Source organism: Variovorax multivorans, from assembly GCF_051216835.1.
GTDB lineage: Bacteria > Pseudomonadota > Gammaproteobacteria > Burkholderiales > Burkholderiaceae_C > Variovorax.
Map to the genome: position 1 here is coordinate 67,444 of NZ_JBPJZL010000014.1, position 19,158 is coordinate 86,601.

A 19,158-nucleotide genomic window follows, 5' to 3' on the forward strand; every position below is an offset into this window, starting at 1 on the left:
GAGCCCATTGCAAGACGGTCGCCTGCCGGAGCGTCTTTTGCGACACTTCCAGTCCGTGACCTCCCCAGGCTCCTCCGCATCGCCGCTCCCTGTCCATTGGGCGGGCGAACTGCTGCACCTGCTGCCCGAGCGGGCACTGTGGTGGCCCGATGGGCGCGTGCTGTTCGTGGCCGACCTGCATCTGGGCAAGGCCGCGACCTACCGCGCGCTCGGCCAGCCGGTGCCGGGCGGCACCACGCAGGAAAACCTGGCGCGGCTCGATGTGCTGATCGAACGGCATGCTCCGCAGCGCATCGTGTTCCTTGGTGATTTCCTGCACGCGGCGCAGGCACGCACGGTGCTCGCCACGGTGGAGGCCTGGCGCGTGGGCCATACAGCCGTCGCAATGACGCTGGTGCGCGGCAATCACGACAGCCGCGCGGGCGATCCGCCGGACACGTTCGGCATCGAGGTGGTCGACGAGCCTTTTCTGCTCGGGCCATTCGCCTGCTGCCACCATCCGCAGACCCATGCCACGCACTTCGTGCTGGCGGGGCACCTGCATCCCGTTTGCAGGCTTCATGGCCCGGGCCGTGACAGCGTGCGGCTGCCTTGCTTCGTGAGCGATGCGCAGCAGGCTGTGCTGCCGGCATTCGGCGAGTTCACAGGTGGTTGGCTGATGGAATCGGCGCCGGGGCGGCGCTTTCATGCGGTGGGTGGCGATGCCGTGTGGGCCTTGCCGCCGCAGGAAGGCTAGAGCACGACCGGCTCGTCCGGCAGCTCGTTCACGTCCACATCGTTCTCGCCCAGCGGAAAGTGTTCCACCAGCAGGGCCGAGATCTCTTCCAGCGCCTGCGTGAGCCCATCCTCGAAGCGCCCTTCACCAAAAGCTGCCCCCATGCGCTGCGCCATCGCGGCCCATTCGGCATCGTTCACGCGCGCATTGATGCCGCGGTCCGCCACGATCTCGATGGCGTGTTCGGCCAGCAGCAGGTAGATGAGCACGCCGTTGTTGTGCGCGGTGTCCCACACGCGCAGCTTGCCGAACAGCGTGACGGCACGCTCGCGCGGCGGCGCATGGCGCCACAGGTACGACATCGGCAGGCCGGCCTCGACGCAGATGCGGATCTCGCCGCTGTGGCGCCGCTCGCTCGCGGCCACGCGGCCTGCAAGGCGCTCCAGCGCGGCTGCGGGCAGCGCACGGCGAACCTCGGACTCGTCGATCCAGCGGTGGCGCCAGATGCGGCCGAGCTTCGAGAGGAAGCCTGCTTCGGTTGGATTGGTCGTCGTCATCGTGTTCACCAGTCCCCCGACGCGCCGCCGCCGCCGAAATTGCCACCGCCGCCGGAGCTGAAACCACCACCTCCGCCTCCGCCCCCACCGCCGCTGCTCCAGCCACCGCCTCCACCGGAGCTCCAGCCGCCACCACCGCCGCCGCCCGGACGCCCGGCGCCCGCGACCAGCGAGACGATGAGCGCGACAAGCGCCGCGATCACCGCGATGGCGATGCTGGTGGTGATGAAGAAAACGACCACGCCCACACCGCCGCCCACGACCACCGTGCCCAGCTTCTTGCCGAGGACGGCGCGCGCGACCGGCGCACCGATGAAGACGCCTACGAACAGGAAGATCGCGAGGTTCTCCCAGTCGAAGCCACCACCGCCGCCGCCGCCTCCGCTGCCCGTGTCGCGCGAAGGCTCCGGCAGCGGCTCGCCGCCGACCAGCCCGATGAGCCGGTCTACTGCCGCGTTCAGCCCGCCCGCGAAGTCGTTGTTGCGAAAGCGCGGCTTCATCTCCTCGTCGATGATGCGCACGGCCGCAAGGTCGGGCACCGCGCCTTCGAGCGCCTTGGCGGTGGCGATGCGCATCTTGCGGTCGTCCTTGGCCACGACCACCAGCAGGCCGTCGCCGACGTCCTTGCGGCCGATCTTCCAGGCGTCGCCCACGCGCTGCGTGTAGCTGGCGATGTCCTCGGGCGCGGTGGTCGGCACCATCAGCACCACGATCTGCGAACCCTTGCGCTGCTCGAAGGCCGCGAGCTTGGTGTCCAGGCCGTTGCGCTGCGCGCTGTCTAGCGTGCCGGTCTGGTCGATCACCCGCGCGGTGAGTGCGGGCACCGGCAGCAGGCCCTGGGCCAGCGCGACCCCGGCCAGGGTCGCGAGAACGAGCGCGGCCAGTGCGCGACGGAGCAGTGCGGCAATGGCCATTGGTGCTGGCTTACTTCTTCGGAGCGCTGAAGTCGACAGTAGGCGGCGTGGAAATCTGCGCCTCGTTCTGCACCGAGAAGTTGGGCTTCGGCGCGTAGCTGAAGATCTTGGCCGTGATGTTGGTCGGGAAGCTGCGCGCGAGCACGTTGTACTCCTGCACGCTTTCGATGTAGCGGTTGCGCGCCACGGTGATGCGGTTCTCGGTGCCTTCCAGCGTCACGCGCAGGTCGCGGAACGCCTGGTTGGCCTTGAGCTCGGGATAGCGCTCCGACACCACCATCAGCCGCGACAGCGCCGAAGAAAGTTCGCCCTGCGCCTGCTGGAACTTGTTGAAGGCCTCGGGGTTGTTCAGCGTCTCGGGCGTCACCTGGATCGAGGTGGCCTTGGCGCGCGCCTCGATTACCTTGGTGAGCGTGTCCTGCTCGAAGCTGGCCTCGCCCTTCACGGTGGCCACGATGTTGGGCACGAGGTCGGCGCGCCGCTGGTACTGGTTGAGCACCTCGCTCCAGGCCGATTTGCTGGCCTCGTCGAGGGACTGGAACTGGTTGTAGCCGCATCCGCTCAGGGACACGACCGCCGCGAGAATCAAGAGCCAGCGCTTCATCATCATTTGCATTACCTCCGCAGAATTGCCGGAAGGTAGCATAGATGGCTCTATGTCCCTCGACCCTCTACAAGCCCTGCGGGCCGCCAACCGTGCGGTACTGCCCGTTGCTTCCGACGCTTTCGGCACGCTGCTGATTGCGGGCGCGACCGGTGCGCTGGGATCGGAGCTGCTGCGGCGACTGGCCGGCAGCCACCGGCATGCCCACACCCGCGTGCTGGCGCGCGAGCCGATCCGCGACGGGTTGCGCGGCGTGGAAACCTACCTGAGCCCGACCCAGCCGATCGCGCAATGGCCGCTGACTTCGGCCCACACCGCCATCATTGCCTTCGACCCGCCGCGGCTGTACCACGACCGCGAGCGTGCGCTGTGGGTGCCCGAGCCTTCCAACCTGCCCGAACTGGCCCGCTGGCTACGCGCTTGCGGCGTGCAGACGCTGGCCATCGTGCAGCCGCACGACCAGGGCCGGCTGCCCGAGGCGCTCAAGCGCGGGCTCGCGAGCCTCGACGAGCAAGCGGTGGTGGCCTGCGGCTTCGAGCGCGTGATCCTCGTGCGCTCGGCGCGCAAGCCGGTGAATGCGAAGTTCGCCAACCCGCTCGAGCGGCTGGCCGCGTGGATGCTGTCCGTCGTGCGCTTCATGGTGCCAAGCAGCGAGCAGCCGGTGCGCGCGTCGAAGGTGGCCGAACTGGTCGACGTGGCGCTGCGCATCGCGCCGCCGGGCGTGCACGTGGCCGCACCCGAAATGGTGTGGCAGGCCGCCCAGGGCGACATGCCCGGCGTGGCCGCACGCTGGCTTGGCGTATCGGGTTAATTCATCCGCGCCACTGGCGCAGCAGCTCCGCCGAATCGACCACCAGCCCGAGGTGCAGCGACACCATTGCAAGCGCCGCGCCTTCCAGATGCGGGTCGGTGCCGCGCACCAGGTCGCGCAGCACGATCACGCGGTAGTTGTGGTTGTTGGCGTCGAAGGCCGTGTTAAGCACGCAGCAGTCGGTAAAGCCGCCGTTGAGCACCACCGTCTCGATGCGCTGGTTGCGCAGCAGAAAGTCGAGGTCGGTCGGGTAGAAGGCCGAGAGGCGGCGCTTGTTGTCCACGCGCATGTCGCCGGGCTCGACGCGCGTGACCCACTCGGTCCACTTCGAGCCTTCGATGGCGTGCGCGTCGGCATTCGGAATTTCGCCGACGTGCAGCGGAAAGGTGCGCCGCCATGCGGACGGAATGCCGCGGATGTCGTCCACGCCGTCGGGCCGCAGCACCGACTTGATGTGCACGATGCGCACGCCCAGCGCGCGCACTTCGTCATGAAAGCTGTCGATGGGCGCCACCACGTCGCGTGCGCGCGGTGCGGGGCAGGGGCAGTCGGGGCTGTCGTCGAGGTGGCCCTGGTGCATGTCGATGGAGACGACCGCGGTGGTGGCGGGGTTCAGGTAGTCGGCGAACTTTGCCGCGTCGAGCTCGCGCTCCTCGTTGTAGACCCAGGCCTTCATCGGCGTTCTTCTCTCACATAGGGTTGGCCCAGCGCGCCGGGCTCTTCATCGGCGCCGCGCCGCGAGAGCGCGACCCACACCATCACGCCGAGCGTCACCGCATACGGCGTCATCATCACGAAGTACTGCGGCAGCTGCACGCCGGCAGCGGCAAGCTGCGGAATCAGCGCCTCGATGCAGCCGAACAGCAGCGCGCCGACCAGCGCCTTCCACGGCGACCAGCGCGCGAAGATCACCAGGCCCACCGCGATCCAGCCGCGTCCACCTGTCATGCCCGCGATCCATAGCTTGGTGCTGACGACCGAGATGTACGCGCCCGCCAGCCCCACCAGTGCCGAGCCCGCGAGCACCGCCGCGAAGCGCCATGCCGTCACGCGGATGCCGGCTGCGTCGGCCGCCTGCGGGTTCTCGCCCACCGCGCGCAGCCGCAGGCCGGTGGATGTGCGTGCGAAGAACCACGCCACCGCACCGAAGATCGGCAGCGTGAGCCACACCATCGCGTTCTGCTCGAAGAGCCTGCCCACGCCCGGCAGCAGCGACAGCGGCCACAGCGCCATCGCGCCGATGCCTTCGGTGGCATGGTTGGTCCAGTCGGCCATCGAACCGACCAGCGCCGTGAGCCCCTGGCAGAAGAACACCAGTGCGAGCCCGGCGATCACCTGGTTCACGCGCAGCCAGATCACCATTACCGCGAACAGCACCGACACCACGCTGGCCGCCAGCATCGCGAGTACCAGCGACACGGCCGGCTGCCCGATGGCAATCTGTGCGCCGATGCCGGCCAGTGCACCGACAAGCATCAGCCCTTCGGCGCCGAGCGCGAGCACGCCCGCGCGCTCGCAGATGATGAGACCGAGTGCCGCGAGCGCATAAGGCACCGCGAAGTCCGGCGTGCTCGCGAGCCAGTTGAGAACAATGCCGCCGCTCATGCAGAGGCCTCCCCGCCCACGCGGCGCAGCCGGTGGCGAATGAAGAAGTCGCTCGACGCCACGCACACCACGATCACCGCCTGGATGAGCTGCACCATCGAGAACGGCACCTGGTAGAACACCTGCAGGCTGCGCCCGGTGACGAACAGCGCCGCCACCAGCAGCGCCACCACCGTTGCCGCGAGCGGGTTGTTGCGCGCGAGAAAGGCGATGAGGATGCCCGAGAAGCCATAGCCCTGATAGAAGGCCTGTGTGAGCCGGCCCTCCTGCCCCGCGACCACCGCGAAGCCCGCGAGCCCGGCCATCGCGCCCGACAGCAGCACCGCGCCGTAGATCGTGCGCCGCACCGGCACGCCGTTGGCATGCGCGACGCGCGGATTCGCATCGACGAAGCGCAGGTAGAGCCCCACGCGGCTCACGCTCACCAGCCACCACGCCAGCAACGCGACCACGCCCGCGAGCACGATCGAGCTGCCGATGCCCGCGCCCAGCTCGGGCAGCCGCTCGAACACGCGGAACTGCGGCGAGTAGGGAAAGTTGTCCTTCGGGTCCTTCCAGCTGCCGTAGACCAGGTGCAGCAGGAAGTTGGCCGCCATGTAGTTGAGCATCAGCGTCGAGATGATCTCGTTCACGCCGAGCTTCAGCTTGAGCCACGCGGGGCCCAGCACCCACAGCAGGCCGCAGCCGATGGCGGCCGCGAACATCAGCGGCAGGCGCAGGTTCTCGGGGCCGATCTGCCACATCGAGACGGTGGTCGCGCCGATGGCGCCCCAGATCATCTGGCCCTCGAGGCCGAGGTTCCAGAAGCGCGCGCGGAATGCGATGGAGCCCGCCAGGCCGACGAGGATCATTGGCGCGGCCTGGAACAACACGGCGCGGAAGTTCTGGCCGTCGAAGAAGGTCTGCATCACGAACTCGTTGGCGAGTTCATCGGCGGGCACGCCAGCGCCCACGAGGATCGCAGCGGAGATGGCGAAGCCCACCAGCAGTGCGGCCGCAAGGATCAGCGCCTGCCAGCGCCAGGCCATGTGCTGGCGGATCTCGAGCGCGTAGCGGCGGCGCGCGAGCGGTTGTGTGTGCTGCTGCGAGTTCACCTGGGTCCTGGGCGCGTGTGCCATGTCGACTGAGAGCGAGGCATCAGCCATGGTCCACCATCGCCTGTCCGATGGCCTGCCGGTCGGCAGGCTGCGCGAACTCGCCGGCGATGCGCCCGCGCGTCATCACGCCCACGCGGTCGGCCAGCTGCAGCACTTCGTCGAGGTCTTCGCTGATCAGCAGTACCGCCGCGCCGCTGTCGCGCGCGGCGCGCAGCCGCGCATGCACCTCGGCGCTGGCGCGCACGTCGAGCCCGCGGCTCGGGCTGTGCGCAAGCACCAGCGCGGGCGACTTGCCGAACTCGCGCGCGAGCACCAGCTTCTGCGCATTGCCGCCCGAGAGCAGCGCGGCCTTCTGCGCGACCGAGCGCACGCCCTGCACGTCGAAGGCGTGCACAGCTTCTTGCGTGTCGCTCTGGATGCGGCCACGGCGCAGGCGCCACACGGGGCCGTAGCGGCCGGTGTGCACGCGGCCGATTGCGTAGTTCTCGGCCACCGACAGGCCGCCCGCTAGCGCGAGCCCGTATCGGTCGGCCGGAATGGCTGCAATGCCGATGCCGCGGCGTGCCGACGCGGCCATGGTCTTCAGGTCGCCGTGGCCTTCGAGCCGGATCTCGCCTTCGGTGGCTTCACCCGGCAGGCCCATGATCGCGCCTGCCAGCTCGCCCTGGCCGTTGCCGCCGACACCAGCAAGGCCGTAGATTTCGCCCGCGTGCAGTTCGAGGTCCACGCCGTCGAGCACGCGACGGCCTTCTGGCGAGGCGGGCGTGCGCAGCCCGCGCACCGAAAGGCGCACGGGGCCGCGCGATACGGTCGAAGCCTGGAATCCTTGCGTGGCAATCGATTCACCCACCGTGAGCTTCACCAGCTCGGCGACCGATGCTTCGCCCGGCCGCAGCGTGGCCACCGTGCGCCCGCCGCGCATCACCGTCACGCGGTCGGCATAGGTCTTCACATCGGCCATCTTGTGCGTGACCAGCACCACGGCAGACCCCGCACGCGCCAGCCCCTGCACCGTCTGCAGCAGGCGCGCGGCTTCCTGGTCGGTCAGCACGGCCGTGGGTTCGTCGAGGATCAGGATGCGCGCGCCCGCGAGCAGCACCTTGAGGATCTCGACGCGTTGCTGTTCGGCAATCGACAGCGCATCGATGCGCTTCGACGGATCGATGTCAAAGCCCAGCTCCGAGGCCTTGTTGCGAATGTCGCGCTCGATCTCGCGCAGCCGTTCGCCATGGCTTTGAAATTCGGCTGGTGGCGGCGCGGTGAGCAAAATGTTCTGCGCCACCGTGAAAGGCCGCACCAGCTTGAAATGCTGGTGAACCATGCCGATACGGTGCTTCGCTGCGTCGCGTGGCCCCGCGAAGCGCACCGCGTTGTCGTCCACCAGCAGTTGTCCGGCCTCGGGCGCATAGAGCCCGGCCGCGATGTTCATCAGCGAAGACTTGCCCGCGCCGTTCTCGCCCAGCAGCGCATGCACCTCGCCCCAGCGCGCGGCAAAGTGAGCGTCGGTCAACGCCGCGAAGCCGTCGAAGGACTTGCGGATACCGGTGAGTTCTAGCGCGTTGTTGGGCATGAAATTACTTCTGCGTGACCACGCCCTTGACGAACCAATCCATCTTCCACAGGTCGGCATCGGACAGTACCGCGCCCTTGGCCACGCGCTCCTTGCCGTCGCGGTCGGCGAGCGGGCCGGCGTAGACCTGCTTGCCCTTCATGATCGCGTCGCGCTCGGCGGTGATGACCGCGGCCTTGTCCTTGGGCACGGCGGGGCCGAAGCCTGCGATGTCGGTGCCGCCGTCCTTCATTTCGATGAAGGCGCCGTACTGCGCGGGCTTCCAGTTGCCGGCCATCACCTTCTTCAGCTCAGGCGTCAGGAAGCGGTCCCACACCCACACCGACGAGCACAGCGTGGCCTTGGGCGCGAACTGGCGCAGGTCGCGGTGGTGGCCGGTGCCGTACACGCCGCGCTCCTGCGCGACGATCTGCGGCGTGGGGCTGTCGACGTGCTGGCCGATCACGTCGGCGCCCTGGTCGATGAGCGCGGCGGCAGCGGCGCGTTCTTTCACCGGGTCGTTCCAGGCGCCGGTGTAGATCACGTTCACCGTGGCGTTCGGGTTCATCTTCTGCGCACCGAGCGCGAAGGCGTTGATGGTCCAGTTCACCACGCCGAAGGGGTTGGCCGCGACGAAGCCGAGCTTGCCCGTCTTGGAGGCCGCGCCGGCGGCCATGCCGCAGAGGTATTGGCTTTCGTAGGTGCGGCCGTAGAACGATTCGAGGTTGCTGCCGTTGGTGGTGCCCGAGCCGTTGAGGAAGGCAACATCGGGGTACTTGGCGGCCAGGTCCTTGAAGCTGTCGGAATAACCAAAGGCGGTGCCAATCACGATGTTGGCGCCGCGCTGGATGAACTTCTCCGCAGCGGGCTTGATGGCCGATGCGTCTTCGGGCACGTTCTCGACGAACTGGATCTTCTGGCCGATTTCCTTTTCGATCTTCACGCGGGCCTCGTCGAAGGCCTGCGTCCAGCCGCCGTCATTTTTCGGGCCGAAGTAGAGCATTGCGATCTTCGGCTTGTCCTTCAGCGTGAAGCCGTCGGCGGCCGCGGCGGGCAGCGTGGTGAAGAAGGCGCCGCTGGCCGCGACGGTCATCGCGAGGCCCAGGCCGGGAGTGAGGGTGCGCAACTGCATGGGACTACCTTTGGTGAGAGGCTTTGAAGAAAGGGAGGACGAAAAAAAGAACGAGCGCAGCGCGCGTCACATCATGAAATTGATGCGGAACACATTGCCCTCGGGATCGAGCAGCACCGACTGGTACCAGTTGTAGTAGGTGACGTACGGCGGCTTGACGAGCGTGGCGCCGGCTTCGAGCGCGACAGGCACCATGCTGTCGACGTCGGCCTGGCTGTCGACGTCGATGTTCAGCAGGAACTTGACGCCGCGCGTGTCTGAAAACTCGCTCAGGTGCAGCAGCTCGTAGGCATCGAGTGCGTTGAAGCCCAGGCTCGACTTGCCGGTATCCAGGCCTCGGAAGATCGGCGAGCGGATTGCTTCGATCTCGGGGAAGCCGAATACGCGCTGGTAGAAGCCGCTGAGTGCGACCACGTCTTTTGCGAAGACGTTGACGTAGGAGAGGTGGGCCATGTTTAGTTGCTCATTGCGCGGTTGTTGGTGTTCTTGTTCGGGGTGCGTGCGAATGACACCGGGTACTCCCCTCCGCGAATGTCCCCCGGCCTTCGGCCTCCTCCTTTATTTCGCTGCGGGGAGCACCCGATGCCATTCGCACATGGGCGCAGCCGTTGTGCTGGCCGATCAACCAGTGCTCTGAACGATCACGCCGATGGGGTGCCTTGCGCAGCGAAATAAAGGAGGAGGCCGCAGGCCGGGGGACATTCGCGGAGCAAGGTACCCCGTCGGCGTGATCGCGCCCCGAAGAACAGCAAGCCGTCATCTCAAGCCATCGCCTTCGTGCCACCAAAGGTCGTCTGCTTGACGAACTTTGAAGTCAGATGGTCACCCGAGGAAATCGGTGCGTACTTCGCCGTCTCGCCCGGTGCAAGGCAGCTAGCCAAGCACTCGACCATCGCGTCGTAATTCGGCTGGTGAAAGAACACCAGCGATTGCCGACGATTGGTGCTCGCAATCTCGAAGGGCGGGTTGATCACGCGGTGCAGCGTGGACACCCACTGGTCGTTGGTCCACTGCATCATGAGGTCGGCGATGTTGACCACCAGGCCGCCTTCGACCTGCGGCACATCGACCCACTGGCCGGCCTTGTTGAACACCTGCAGGCCCTTGTCATCGGGCAGCACGATGGTGAGGCTGCCGTAGTCGCTGTGCGCGCCCGCGCGCAACTGGCCGGGCAACGGCTGCTCGCGCTGCGGTGGATAGCTCAGCACGCGGAACATGCTGATGTGCTTGTCGATCTTGTCGTCGAAGAAGGTCTCGGGCAACGACAGGCCGAGCGCGAAGACACGCATCAGCGAGCGCGAGAGATCGCTCATCGCCTCGAAGTAGCCCTCGTAGGCTTCGCGGAAGCCCTCGATGGGCGGCCAGCTGTTGGGCTCGAAATGCGGGCCGGCGGCGGGGCCGCGGTGGTAGTCGTCTTGCGGCACGTTCGACGGGCCGATGGAGAACGATTCCTTCAGGTCGCCAGGGGCCGCTTCTTCGAGGCTGTACGAGAGCCCTTCCTCGCCTACCGCGCTGTAGCCGCGCACCGCGTCTTCGCGTGGACGATCGACTTTGCGCTTTTCGCCCAGCGGCATGTCGAAGAACTTTCGCGAGAGCGACGACACGCGCGAGATCAGCCCGGGCGCAATGCCATGGTTCGTGATGACGAGAAAGCCGATGCTGCGGCAGGCCTCGTCGACCTTCTTCGCGACCTCGGCCTTGCCTTCGGCGGTGCCCGCGAAGTAGGGCGCTAGATCGATGATGGGTACGGACAGCAGGGTCATGGCAGGTTCCTCATGCTTGGCATGCCTTTCGCCATGCAACGTCTGTGCCAGTTGGACCAAATGGACAAAACGCATCCGTCGCGTCAGCATGGTGCGCAACGACGCGCTGCCAAGGCTGCTGCGGCGCAAGGCGATGCATCACGGCCTTACAGTGGTGCGCTGTGCTGTCTGCCGATTCACTAACGAACGAACAAGAGCGAGGGAAGATGCCGAAGACCAAAGCGCTGGCCGCCAGTGCCAGCAAAGAGAAGAGCCCGGCGCGCAAGCGCGCGAAACCCGCGGTGCGCAGTGCGTCCGCGGTGAGCCGCCGGCTGCGCCAGATCGAGGACAAGCGCAGCGCGATCCTCGGTGCGGCGCTGGGGCTGTTCTCCCGCTTCGGCCTGCATGGCACGTCGATCGACCAGGTGGCGGCACGTGCCGATGTATCGAAGAGCAACCTGCTCTATTACTTCGCGAACAAGGAAGAGCTCTACGTCAACGTGCTGCGCGATCTGCTCGCGCTGTGGCTCGAGCCACTGCGCGGCTTCAGTGCCGAGCAGGACCCGGGCGAGGCCATCGGCGACTACATCCGCCGCAAGCTGGTGGTTTCGCGTGACAGGCCCGATGCGTCACGGCTCTTCTGCCTGGAAATGATCCAGGGCGCGCCGCTGCTGCGCGACGAGCTCGACCGTGAACTGCGCACGCTGGTGGAGAAAAAATCGGAGGTGATTCGCGCGTGGGTCGAAGCGGGCAAGCTGGCGCCTGTCGATCCGCATCACCTGATCTTCGCGCTGTGGGCGGTGACGCAGCACTACGCGGATTTCGGGGTGCAGGTGCAGGCGCTGTCGGGGCACACGCTGGACGATGAAGCGTTCTTCGAGAAGACCGTCGAGAACGTGCAGCGCATCTTTCTTCAAGGCATCACGCCGCGCTGAGTCTTGCTCCCTCTCCCCTCGGGGGGAGGGCTGGGGTGAGGGCTGCGGCATCGAAGCCAATGTTGCCTTTGCAAGCGCCGCTGCCCCCTCACCCTGACCCTCTCCCCGAGGGGAGAGGGGATAGGACGGGTCAGTGCTGCGGCGGCGCCGCGATCTCGTGATAGCGCCGGTCGAAGTAGATCAAGCCCTGCGTCGCGCCACCGATGGCAATGGCCACCGCTTCGCAGAACAGCACGTCGTGCGTGCCCGCGCTCGTGGCATGCACCACGCGGCAGTCGAAGGACACGGCTGCATCGTCGAGCATCGGCGAGCCGGTAGTCTTGCGGCTCCAGTTGCCGGCGGCGAAGCGCTCGTCCATCGGCGTCTTGCCACCGAACAATGCCGAGAGCGACTGGTGTCCCGCGGCCAGCACGTTCACGCACAGCACGCCGTTGGTCTTGAACGCCGGGTACACCGAGGCCGAGCGGTTCAGGCACACCAGCAGCGTTGGCGGCTCGTCGGTCACGCTGCACACGGCCGATGCCGTGAAGCCGGCGCGACCCGCGGGGCCGTCGGTGGTGATGATGTTCACCGCCGCGCCCAGCCGGGCCATCGCATTACGGTAGTCGGCCTTCTCCAGGCTCGGCAGCAGGCCGGCGGGGTTCGATGACGATGAAGCAGCGTGGGAGGCCATGGCATTCAGCAGCATGTGGTGAGTCCTTCAGGCCAGCACGCAGGCCTCGTCGAAGGGTAGCCGCGGCAGGCGGCCGAACACCTTCGACGCATCGCCGTGGCCCAGGTTGATGAGGAAGTTGACGGTCCAGTCGGTGCCTTCGAAGAAGGCCGCGTCGACCTTCGCCTTGTCGAAGCCCGACATCGGGCCTGCATCGAGGCCGACCGCGCGTGCTGCGAGCAGCAGATAGCCCGCCTGCAGGCTGGCATTGCGAAAGGCGGTCTCGTGCGCGGCCTCGGGGCTGCCGGTGAACCAGCTGCGCGCATCGGCATGCGGGAACAGCGTGGGCAGCTTGTCGTAGAACTTGCGGTCCCACGCCGCGATGACCGTGACCGGCGCGGCCATGGTCTTGTCGAGGTTGCCCTTGGAGAGCGAGGGTGCGAGGCGCTGCTTGCCTTCGGGCGTGCGCACGAACACGAAGCGCGCGGGCGAGCAGTTGGCCGATGTGGGGCCGAGGCTCGCCAGCGCATAGATCTGCTGCAGCTGTGCGTCGGTGACGGGTTCGTCGGTCCAGCCGTTGTGGGTGCGCGCGCCGGTGAAGAGAAGCGACAGCGCGGCGTCGTCGAGTGTGGATGCAAGAGTGGTCATGCTGGAACGGCGGATGCGCTGACCCGCGAGAGAAAGTCGAGCAGGCTGCGGTTGAAGGCTTCGGCTTCGGTCACGCTGTGGGCATGGCCGCCGTGCGGCATGAAGTCGAGCGTGACGTCGCTCAGGCCATCGGCCAGGCGCTGCGAGCAGGTCCAGGGCACGAGCGTGTCGTCTTTCGCCGCGGCGATGAGTGTGGGCGCAGTGATGTCGGCGAGGCGGGCGTCGATGTCGAAGGCGCGCAAGGCGGCGATGCGTGCGCGCATGTTGGCCTCGCCCGGGAAGTGCGCGAAGGCGTGATCGACTTCGTCGGCCACGCGCTGTGCGTGTTCGGCGGCCCAGGCTGCGGGGTACAGGAAGATCGGTTGCGCTTCCACGTACGCGCGCGGACCGCAGGCGCCGAGCAGCGCGAGCCGCGCATCGAAGCAGCGCGCCGAATGCGGGTTGGGCTTCGACCATGCGTTGATGAGCACGAGACTCGCGATGCGCGAGGGCGCATCCAGCGCGAGCTGCAAACCCACGAGGCCGCCGAGCGCATGGCCCGCGAAGTGGCACTGCGAAGTGTTCGTGGCATCGAGGATCTCGATCACGTCCTTCGCCATGTCTTCGATGGCATACGTCTCTGGCAATGCTGCAGGGCTGCGGCCCGTGCCGCGCTGGTCGTACGCAATGACGCGGTGCCCGGCGGCAACCAGCGCGCCGAGCTGCGGCTGCCAGAACCCGGCCGAGCCACCGAGGCCCGACGACAGCAGCACGGTGGCTGCTGCATCGGACGGTCCGTGCACCTCATAGTGCAGGGCGCTCATGAAGCTCAGCCCTTCTTGCCGACGTGCGCGATCGAGGCAATCTCGATCAGCGCATCGGGCTTCACAAGGCCGCACTGGATGCAGTAGCGCGCGGGCTTGGTGCCGGGAAAGAACTCGGCATACACCGCGTTGATCTTCCCGTAGTCGGCCCAGTCCTTGAGCATGATCTGGTTGAAGGTCACGTCGTCCATGGTGCCGCCCGCGGCCTCGACCACGCCCTTGATGATGGTGAGCACGTGCCTTGTCTGCGCGCTTGCGTCGCCGACATGCACCACGTTGTTGTCCTTGTCGAAGGGCAGCGTGCCCGACACGTAGAGCACGCCGTCGGCGAGCGTGCCGGGAACATAGGGGGCGAGTGGCACGCCGGTGCCGGGCGGGATGATGGCTTGCTTGGGCATGAAGAGAGCTCCTTGAAAAGAATCAGACAGTGGCCGCTTCGGCCGGTGCGGGTTGGGTGATGGATGCGGGTGCGAAGGTGCTGCAGAAGTAATCCACCGTGGAGACCCATCCGAAGAAGGTCTCGACGTTGTAGACCGCTGCCTTCTGGATCGCGGGTCCACCGAGTTCGTGCGTGGCGTCTTCGAGCATCACGGCGAAGTATTCGAGGTGGAATGCGTCGCGCAGCGTCGATTCGACGCACACGTTGGTGGCGATGCCGGTGAACACCAGGTGGCGGATGCCGCGCGCGCGCAGCGTGCTGTCGAGCGTGCTGTTGAAGAAGCCGCTGTAGCGCGTCTTCGGCACGACGATGTCGCCGGGCTGCGGCTTCATCTCTTCGATGAGTTCGTAGTCCCAGCCGCCCTTGGCGAGGAACTTGCCCTGCAGCTCGGGCTTGGCACGCATGGTCTTGAGCGCGTTCGACTTGTGCCAGTTCGGCGAGCCGGGGCCGCCGGCCTCGACGTATGCCGCGTCCCAGCCGTTCTGCAGAAACACGACCAGCATGCCGGCCGCACGCGCCGCCGCTATGGTGCGCGCGATGTTGGCGATGGTGCCTTGCGCGCCGGAGATGTCGAAGCCGGCCGAGTCGACGTACCCGCCGATGGATGCATAGGCGTTCTGCATGTCGACGACGATCAGCGCGGAGTCGCTCGCGTGCAGTGCCAGTGGTTCGGGGCGCGCGGGCAGCACCAGCGGTGCCGGGGCGCCCGGCAGGCGCGGTGCGCCGGCGGGGGTGTTCGATGTGAGGGTGGTGTTGCGTGCCGGAGTGCTCACGTGAGGCTCCTGCTCAGGCCGCGAGGCGTTCGGGTTCGACCCGCGACGGCACGGGGCTCTGCACGTGCGCGCGGCTCTTCATGTGCGGCTGGATGCGTTCGCCGAAGGCCTCGACGCCCTGCAGGAAATCGTCGAAGGTCAGCAGCACGCCTTCGGTGCCGGGCACCTCGGCCATTTCGTCGAGCATGCGCGCGACGTTTTCATAGGAGCCGACGAGCGTGCCCATGTTGATGTTCACGGCCGAGGTCGGGTCGGCCATCTGGCGCACGTTGGTGTCGGCGCCCGACTTGGTGTCGGCCGCGCCCTGCTGGCCCAGCCATGCAATGGCTTCGTGGTCGGCGCCGGCCTTGTAGTGTTCCCACTTGGCGCGCGCGGCCTCGTCGGTCTCGTCGGCGATCACCATCATCAGCACGTAGGTGGTGACGTGGCGGCCGGTCTTCGTGGTGGCTTCGATCAGCTTCTCGGCCGCGGGCGCGAAGGCCTTGGGCGTGTTCACGCCCTTGCCGAAGCAGAAGTTGTAGTCGGCGTACTTCGCGGAGAACTCCATGCCCGCGTCGCTCTGGCCGGCGCAGATCACCTTCATGTCAGCCTGCGGCTGCGGGCTCAGGCGGCAGTCGTCCATCTTGAAATGGTCACCCTTGAAGTCGGACTGGCCGGTGCCCCAGAGGTCGCGCAGCACCTGGATGTATTCGCTCAGGTACTGGTAGCGCGTGCCGAAGAACTGGTCGCCGGGCCACATGCCCATCTGCGAATACTCGGGCCGCTGCCAGCCGGTGACGAGGTTCAGGCCGAAGCGGCCGTTGGAAATCGAATCGATGGTCGACGACATGCGCGCCACGATGGCCGGCGGCATCACCAGCGAGGCGGCGGTGGCAAAGAGCTTGATCTTGCTGGTGACCGCCGCGAGGCCGGCCATGAGCGTGAACGACTCCAGGTTGTGGTCCCAGAACTCCGTCTTGCCGCCGAAGCCGCGCAGCTTGATCATGGACAGCGCGAAGTCGACGCCGTAGCGCTCGGCCTTCAGCGTGATCTGCTTGTTGAGTTCGAAGCTGGGCTTGTACTGCGGTGCGTTTTCGGAAAGCAGCCAGCCGTTGTTGCCGATGGGAATGAAGATGCCGACGTTCATGGAAGGGCTCCTGTTGCGAGGTCGCGAAGCTCCTTGCATGCGCCGTGCCAGTTGTATAAGTCGTTTTAAATCAATGGCTTATGGAGAAATGGCATCCGCGTTTTGACCATTTGGTCCAAAGTGGAGCGGGCGTTCCAACCGGATTGCGGCAGCACGGTGCAGGCCGGACCAAAGCGGTGCAGTGCCGCCGTCACGGACAGCGCGGCAAAATCGCGCAATGCCCAAGACCCCACTCCGCGCCGCTGCGGCCATCGGCGGCACTGCCGACGACGTCGAAGCGGCCTTCTATGAAGCGCTGCAACGCGGCGACATCGATGCGCTGATGGCCTGCTGGGCCGACGAGGACGAAGTGTTCTGCGTGCACCCCGGCGGCCCGCGGCTGGTGGGGACCGTGGCGATCCGCGCGGCCTTCGAGCAGATGTTCGGCAACGGCGCGATCCACGCCATGCCGGCGCGGGTGCGCAAGATCGAGTCGCTCGGCAGCGCCGTGCACAACGTGCTCGAACGCATCGAGGTGCTCACGGCCGAAGGCCCGCGCCACGCCTTCGTGCTGGCCACCAACGTCTATCACAAGACCGCCCAGGGCTGGCGCATGGTGGCGCACCATGCGAGCCCGGGCAGTGCGCGCGAGCCGGACGACGCGAACGATCCGCCCCAGACCCTGCATTGATGCCTTCCTTCGTCACTTCTTCTTCGGCTTCTTCTCCTGCCGCTCTTCAGTCGATGGACTACGCGGCGCCGCGCTGGCTGCCCGGCGGCAACCTGCAGACCATCTGGGCCGCGCTCTACGCCCGGCGCTTCGACGGGCCGGCCCCGGTCTACCGGCGCGAACGCTGGCCCACGCCGGACGGCGACTTCATCGACGTCGACTTCGTGGATGCGCCAACGCCGGGATCGAGGCCGCTGCTGGTGCTGTTCCACGGGCTCGAAGGCTCGTCGCGCAGCCACTACGCCGAAGCCTTCGCCGCCTTTGCGGCGTCTCGCGGCATGGCCTTCGCGGTGCCGCATTTCCGCGGCTGCAGCGGCGAGCTGAACCTGGCGCCGCGCGCCTACCACTCGGGCGATTTCGAGGAGATTGGCTGGATCCTGGCGCGCATGCGCGACCAGCATGCGCAAAAGGGTGGCGGGCCGGTGCTGGCGGCGGGCGTGTCGCTGGGCGGCAATGCGCTGATGCGATGGGCCTCGGAGGCGGGCGAGACCGCTTCGGGCGTGGTGGGCGCCGTGGCCTCGGTCTGCGCGCCGCTCGACCTTGCGGCAGGCGGTGAAGCCATTGGCCAGGGCTTCAACAAGCTGGTGTACACGCGCATGTTCCTCGCGACCATGAAGCCCAAGGCGCTGGCCAAGCTGGCGCAGTTTCCGGGCCTGTTCGACCGGGAGCGGCTGATGTCGTCGCGCAACCTCTACGACTTCGACAACGTCTTCACCGCCCCGCTGCACGGCTTTCGCGATGTCGACGACTACTGGTCGCGGGGTTCGGCCAAGCCGCACCTGGCCTCGATCCGCGTGCCTGCGCTGGTGGTGAATGCGCGCAACGATCCCTTCATTCCGGCTCGCAGCCTGCCGAAGCCCGGCGAGGTGGGGGCGCACGTCACGCTGTGGCAGCCCGCGCACGGCGGGCATGTGGGCTTTCCGATGGGGCCGCCGCCGGGGCATGTGCGCGGCATGCCGGAGCTGGTGGGCGGCTGGCTGCAGCTGCATGGCGGCGCTTCCACTGACGGTGGGGGCTTGCCACCAGGACGAGAATGACGCCATGGACGACATCGTCAAACAAGCGCTCGCGAAATGGCCCAACGTGCCGCACTGCTACGGCTGGCTCGGCCTCGATGCGCGCGGCAACTGGTACATGCGTGACGACCGTACCCAGGCGCAGGGCCCGTTTCGTAAAGCCAAGGGCTCGATGCTCAGGCACGACAAGCTGATCGACTTCATCCATCGCAACTACGAGCACGACGACGAAGGGCAGTGGTTCTTCCAGAACGGGCCGCAGCGTGTGTATGTGGAACTTGAGGCTTCGCCGCTGGTATGGCGGGTCGCCGAAGACGAGGGTGGTGGTTTCACCGTCACAGCTCACACAGGCAAGGCGACCGAGGTGTCGGGCTGCCTGCTCGACGAGGAAGGCCGGCTCTATCTGGTTTCGCCTCTTGGGCTAGGGCTGGTGCACACGCAGGACGTGGGCATCGCTGCGGAGGCCGTCGAACGCGGCCTGTGGATACCGGAGGCGGTGCAGGCCAGCGAACTGCCCGGTCGCTTCGGACACGTGCTGAGCCCGGCGGAGCGCCACGCCGAAGCGGCCACACCAGCCCCGGCCGCACACCCATGAAAAAAGCCGGCGCTGAGGCCGGCTTTCTTTCGTGACTAGGGAAAACGCTTACTTGGCAGCAGCGCTGGCCGCAGGGGCCGCACCCGAGGCACCTTCAGCAGGTGCAGCAGCGGCCGGACGGTCCGGCACCGGGAACTTGGCGCCGCCGGCATTGGCCATGTAGACCACTGCACGACCCACTTCGAGGTCTTCGAAGTCGCCGCCGCCCTGCGGGGGCATGGCGCCCTTGCCCTTCAGGGCATGCTCGAGGAGGGTTGCGTAGCCTTGGCCGATGCGGGGCCCCCAAGCGGCTGCGTCCTGGAAGTGCGGAGCGCCGGGAATGCCGGGTGCTCCGTGGCAGGCGACGCACTGAGCCTTGAACACGACCTCGCCTGCAGCGAGCGGGCGGTTGGCGTCGCGGATCTCGATGGCGCCGACCTTCTTGAGGCGTTCGGCCACTTCGCGGTCGCGCGCTTCCTTGGTCACACCGTAGAGCGACATGCTGTCGCCCTCCGCGATGCCGGCGGGCTTGGTGCCCGAGACCACGTAGGAGACAAGACCCACGATGATCAGGATCGGGGCTATGAAGGAGAAAAATACCGCGAGCAGCAGTTGCTTCGGGTTCTTGATCGGCCCGGTGTGGGCTTCTTCTGTGGCCTGGTAATGCGGGTCTGCGCTCATTGGCGTCCTCAATTATCGGGGGCTCGTCGGGGGGCTTGTCCTAACCAACCGGCGATTATAGAGAGGCCCCTTGCCC

Annotated in this window: 23 protein-coding genes; 6 read left to right on the plus strand and 17 right to left on the minus strand. The window is 67.1% G+C overall.

The annotated features are described in order from the left end of the window. Nucleotides 1–55: 55 nt before the first annotated feature. Nucleotides 56–736, plus strand: a complete 681-nt coding sequence (gene pdeM / locus ACSFCA_RS29250) for a ligase-associated DNA damage response endonuclease PdeM (protein WP_435461973.1) — start codon at nt 56–58, stop codon at nt 734–736. On the opposite strand, the gene ACSFCA_RS29255 is transcribed toward pdeM, so the two are convergent. From ACSFCA_RS29255 to ACSFCA_RS29265, 3 genes are read right to left on the minus strand one after another with little or no spacing between them, the layout of a single operon-like run. Further along, nucleotides 733–1,272 (minus strand): TPM domain-containing protein, encoded by a 540-nt coding sequence (locus ACSFCA_RS29255; RefSeq protein WP_435461972.1) that lies wholly within the window; start codon nt 1,270–1,272, stop codon nt 733–735. The two genes, pdeM and ACSFCA_RS29255, sit on opposite strands and share 4 nt — an antisense overlap. Nucleotides 1,273–1,277: 5 nt before the next feature. Further along, nucleotides 1,278–2,186: a TPM domain-containing protein gene (locus ACSFCA_RS29260; RefSeq protein WP_435461971.1), complete on the minus strand. Its 909-nt coding sequence runs from the start codon at nt 2,184–2,186 to the stop codon at nt 1,278–1,280. 10 nt (nt 2,187–2,196) lie between these two features. Continuing rightward, nucleotides 2,197–2,796, minus strand: a complete 600-nt coding sequence (locus ACSFCA_RS29265) for a LemA family protein (protein WP_435461970.1) — start codon at nt 2,794–2,796, stop codon at nt 2,197–2,199. Nucleotides 2,797–2,842: 46 nt separating this feature from the next. Between ACSFCA_RS29265 and ACSFCA_RS29270 the strand changes: the two genes are divergently transcribed. Further along, entirely contained in the window at nt 2,843–3,601 is a 759-nt protein-coding gene (locus ACSFCA_RS29270) for a hypothetical protein (RefSeq protein WP_435461969.1), read from the plus strand. A 1-nt stretch (nt 3,602) separates the two neighbouring features. Here ACSFCA_RS29270 and ACSFCA_RS29275 read toward each other — a convergent pair whose 3' ends face one another. From ACSFCA_RS29275 to ACSFCA_RS29305, 7 genes are all read right to left on the minus strand, one after another. After that, nucleotides 3,603–4,277: a cysteine hydrolase family protein gene (locus ACSFCA_RS29275; protein WP_435461968.1), complete on the minus strand. Its 675-nt coding sequence runs from the start codon at nt 4,275–4,277 to the stop codon at nt 3,603–3,605. After that, on the minus strand, nt 4,274–5,206 hold the full coding sequence (locus tag ACSFCA_RS29280; RefSeq protein WP_435461967.1) for an ABC transporter permease: 933 nt from the start codon (nt 5,204–5,206) through the stop codon (nt 4,274–4,276). The genes ACSFCA_RS29275 and ACSFCA_RS29280 overlap by 4 nt, the downstream gene beginning before the upstream one ends. Beyond that, nucleotides 5,203–6,324 (minus strand): ABC transporter permease, encoded by a 1,122-nt coding sequence (locus ACSFCA_RS29285; protein WP_435462012.1) that lies wholly within the window; start codon nt 6,322–6,324, stop codon nt 5,203–5,205. The genes ACSFCA_RS29280 and ACSFCA_RS29285 overlap by 4 nt, the downstream gene beginning before the upstream one ends. A 19-nt stretch (nt 6,325–6,343) precedes the next feature. Beyond that, complete coding sequence (locus ACSFCA_RS29290; protein WP_435461966.1) at nt 6,344–7,873, minus strand: ABC transporter ATP-binding protein; 1,530 nt, start codon at nt 7,871–7,873, stop codon at nt 6,344–6,346. A 4-nt stretch (nt 7,874–7,877) separates the two neighbouring features. After that, complete coding sequence (locus ACSFCA_RS29295; RefSeq protein WP_097197819.1) at nt 7,878–8,984, minus strand: BMP family ABC transporter substrate-binding protein; 1,107 nt, start codon at nt 8,982–8,984, stop codon at nt 7,878–7,880. A 66-nt stretch (nt 8,985–9,050) separates the two neighbouring features. After that, nucleotides 9,051–9,437 (minus strand): VOC family protein, encoded by a 387-nt coding sequence (locus tag ACSFCA_RS29300; RefSeq protein WP_435461965.1) that lies wholly within the window; start codon nt 9,435–9,437, stop codon nt 9,051–9,053. Between the two features lie 308 nt (nt 9,438–9,745). After that, nucleotides 9,746–10,747: an isopenicillin N synthase family dioxygenase gene (locus tag ACSFCA_RS29305; RefSeq protein ID WP_258352651.1), complete on the minus strand. Its 1,002-nt coding sequence runs from the start codon at nt 10,745–10,747 to the stop codon at nt 9,746–9,748. 206 nt (nt 10,748–10,953) lie between these two features. Between ACSFCA_RS29305 and rutR the strand changes: the two genes are divergently transcribed. Beyond that, nucleotides 10,954–11,661, plus strand: coding sequence for an HTH-type transcriptional regulator RutR (gene rutR / locus ACSFCA_RS29310; protein ID WP_093057710.1), 708 nt, complete (start codon nt 10,954–10,956; stop codon nt 11,659–11,661). A 130-nt stretch (nt 11,662–11,791) separates the two neighbouring features. Here the strand turns inward: rutR and rutF are convergent, their stop codons facing one another. Genes rutF through rutA form a run of 6 tightly spaced genes read right to left on the minus strand, consistent with a single transcriptional unit; the run spans nt 11,792 to nt 16,102 of the window. After that, on the minus strand, nt 11,792–12,349 hold the full coding sequence (gene rutF, locus ACSFCA_RS29315; protein ID WP_435461964.1) for an NADH-dependent FMN reductase RutF: 558 nt from the start codon (nt 12,347–12,349) through the stop codon (nt 11,792–11,794). A 12-nt stretch (nt 12,350–12,361) separates the two neighbouring features. Then, nucleotides 12,362–12,961 (minus strand): malonic semialdehyde reductase, encoded by a 600-nt coding sequence (locus ACSFCA_RS29320; RefSeq protein WP_258352653.1) that lies wholly within the window; start codon nt 12,959–12,961, stop codon nt 12,362–12,364. Next, the gene (gene rutD / locus ACSFCA_RS29325; RefSeq protein ID WP_435461963.1) at nt 12,958–13,764 is read right to left on the minus strand and encodes a pyrimidine utilization protein D; all 807 of its coding nucleotides are present in this window, start codon (nt 13,762–13,764) and stop codon (nt 12,958–12,960) included. The genes ACSFCA_RS29320 and rutD overlap by 4 nt, the downstream gene beginning before the upstream one ends. Before the next feature lie 5 nt (nt 13,765–13,769). Continuing rightward, complete coding sequence (gene rutC / locus ACSFCA_RS29330) at nt 13,770–14,162, minus strand: pyrimidine utilization protein C (protein WP_435461962.1); 393 nt, start codon at nt 14,160–14,162, stop codon at nt 13,770–13,772. A 22-nt stretch (nt 14,163–14,184) separates the two neighbouring features. Continuing rightward, the gene (gene rutB, locus ACSFCA_RS29335; protein ID WP_435461961.1) at nt 14,185–14,976 is read right to left on the minus strand and encodes a pyrimidine utilization protein B; all 792 of its coding nucleotides are present in this window, start codon (nt 14,974–14,976) and stop codon (nt 14,185–14,187) included. A gap of 13 nt (nt 14,977–14,989) precedes the next feature. Further along, nucleotides 14,990–16,102, minus strand: coding sequence for a pyrimidine utilization protein A (gene rutA / locus ACSFCA_RS29340; protein ID WP_435461960.1), 1,113 nt, complete (start codon nt 16,100–16,102; stop codon nt 14,990–14,992). A gap of 217 nt (nt 16,103–16,319) precedes the next feature. On the opposite strand from rutA, the gene ACSFCA_RS29345 reads away from it, so the two are divergent. The 3 genes from ACSFCA_RS29345 to ACSFCA_RS29355 are packed head-to-tail and all read left to right on the plus strand — an operon-like array spanning nt 16,320 to nt 18,422. Continuing rightward, nucleotides 16,320–16,772: a YybH family protein gene (locus ACSFCA_RS29345; protein WP_093057704.1), complete on the plus strand. Its 453-nt coding sequence runs from the start codon at nt 16,320–16,322 to the stop codon at nt 16,770–16,772. A gap of 53 nt (nt 16,773–16,825) precedes the next feature. Continuing rightward, nucleotides 16,826–17,848 carry a YheT family hydrolase gene (locus ACSFCA_RS29350; protein ID WP_435462011.1) on the plus strand — a complete coding sequence of 341 codons (1,023 nt, stop codon included), beginning with the start codon at nt 16,826–16,828 and terminating at the stop codon, nt 17,846–17,848. A gap of 4 nt (nt 17,849–17,852) precedes the next feature. Beyond that, nucleotides 17,853–18,422: a DUF2946 family protein gene (locus tag ACSFCA_RS29355; protein ID WP_435461959.1), complete on the plus strand. Its 570-nt coding sequence runs from the start codon at nt 17,853–17,855 to the stop codon at nt 18,420–18,422. A 48-nt stretch (nt 18,423–18,470) separates the two neighbouring features. On the opposite strand, the gene ACSFCA_RS29360 is transcribed toward ACSFCA_RS29355, so the two are convergent. Beyond that, on the minus strand, nt 18,471–19,082 hold the full coding sequence (locus ACSFCA_RS29360; protein WP_258352659.1) for a c-type cytochrome: 612 nt from the start codon (nt 19,080–19,082) through the stop codon (nt 18,471–18,473). Nucleotides 19,083–19,158: the final 76 nt, after the last annotated feature.

Bases quoted from the DNA above. Each gene is read 5' to 3' on its own strand.
- ACSFCA_RS29280 (WP_435461967.1), bottom strand. From the start codon at position 5,206: ATGAGCGGCGGCATTGTTCTCAACTGGCTCGCGAGCACGCCGGACTTC.
- ACSFCA_RS29300 (WP_435461965.1), bottom strand. From the start codon at position 9,437: ATGGCCCACCTCTCCTACGTCAACGTCTTCGCAAAAGACGTGGTCGCA.
- ACSFCA_RS29355 (WP_435461959.1), top strand. From the start codon at position 17,853: ATGGACGACATCGTCAAACAAGCGCTCGCGAAATGGCCCAACGTGCCG.
- rutC (WP_435461962.1), bottom strand. From the start codon at position 14,162: ATGCCCAAGCAAGCCATCATCCCGCCCGGCACCGGCGTGCCACTCGCC.
- ACSFCA_RS29255 (WP_435461972.1), bottom strand. From the start codon at position 1,272: ATGACGACGACCAATCCAACCGAAGCAGGCTTCCTCTCGAAGCTCGGC.
- ACSFCA_RS29305 (WP_258352651.1), bottom strand. From the start codon at position 10,747: ATGACCCTGCTGTCCGTACCCATCATCGATCTAGCGCCCTACTTCGCG.
- ACSFCA_RS29295 (WP_097197819.1), bottom strand. From the start codon at position 8,984: ATGCAGTTGCGCACCCTCACTCCCGGCCTGGGCCTCGCGATGACCGTC.
- ACSFCA_RS29260 (WP_435461971.1), bottom strand. From the start codon at position 2,186: ATGGCCATTGCCGCACTGCTCCGTCGCGCACTGGCCGCGCTCGTTCTC.
- ACSFCA_RS29345 (WP_093057704.1), top strand. From the start codon at position 16,320: ATGCCCAAGACCCCACTCCGCGCCGCTGCGGCCATCGGCGGCACTGCC.
- rutA (WP_435461960.1), bottom strand. From the start codon at position 16,102: ATGAACGTCGGCATCTTCATTCCCATCGGCAACAACGGCTGGCTGCTT.
- ACSFCA_RS29350 (WP_435462011.1), top strand. From the start codon at position 16,826: ATGGACTACGCGGCGCCGCGCTGGCTGCCCGGCGGCAACCTGCAGACC.
- ACSFCA_RS29320 (WP_258352653.1), bottom strand. From the start codon at position 12,961: ATGACCACTCTTGCATCCACACTCGACGACGCCGCGCTGTCGCTTCTC.
- ACSFCA_RS29265 (WP_435461970.1), bottom strand. From the start codon at position 2,796: ATGATGATGAAGCGCTGGCTCTTGATTCTCGCGGCGGTCGTGTCCCTG.
- ACSFCA_RS29275 (WP_435461968.1), bottom strand. From the start codon at position 4,277: ATGAAGGCCTGGGTCTACAACGAGGAGCGCGAGCTCGACGCGGCAAAG.
- ACSFCA_RS29285 (WP_435462012.1), bottom strand. From the start codon at position 6,324: ATGGCACACGCGCCCAGGACCCAGGTGAACTCGCAGCAGCACACACAA.
- rutF (WP_435461964.1), bottom strand. From the start codon at position 12,349: ATGCTGCTGAATGCCATGGCCTCCCACGCTGCTTCATCGTCATCGAAC.
- ACSFCA_RS29360 (WP_258352659.1), bottom strand. From the start codon at position 19,082: ATGAGCGCAGACCCGCATTACCAGGCCACAGAAGAAGCCCACACCGGG.
- ACSFCA_RS29270 (WP_435461969.1), top strand. From the start codon at position 2,843: ATGTCCCTCGACCCTCTACAAGCCCTGCGGGCCGCCAACCGTGCGGTA.
- ACSFCA_RS29290 (WP_435461966.1), bottom strand. From the start codon at position 7,873: ATGCCCAACAACGCGCTAGAACTCACCGGTATCCGCAAGTCCTTCGAC.
- rutD (WP_435461963.1), bottom strand. From the start codon at position 13,764: ATGAGCGCCCTGCACTATGAGGTGCACGGACCGTCCGATGCAGCAGCC.
- rutR (WP_093057710.1), top strand. From the start codon at position 10,954: ATGCCGAAGACCAAAGCGCTGGCCGCCAGTGCCAGCAAAGAGAAGAGC.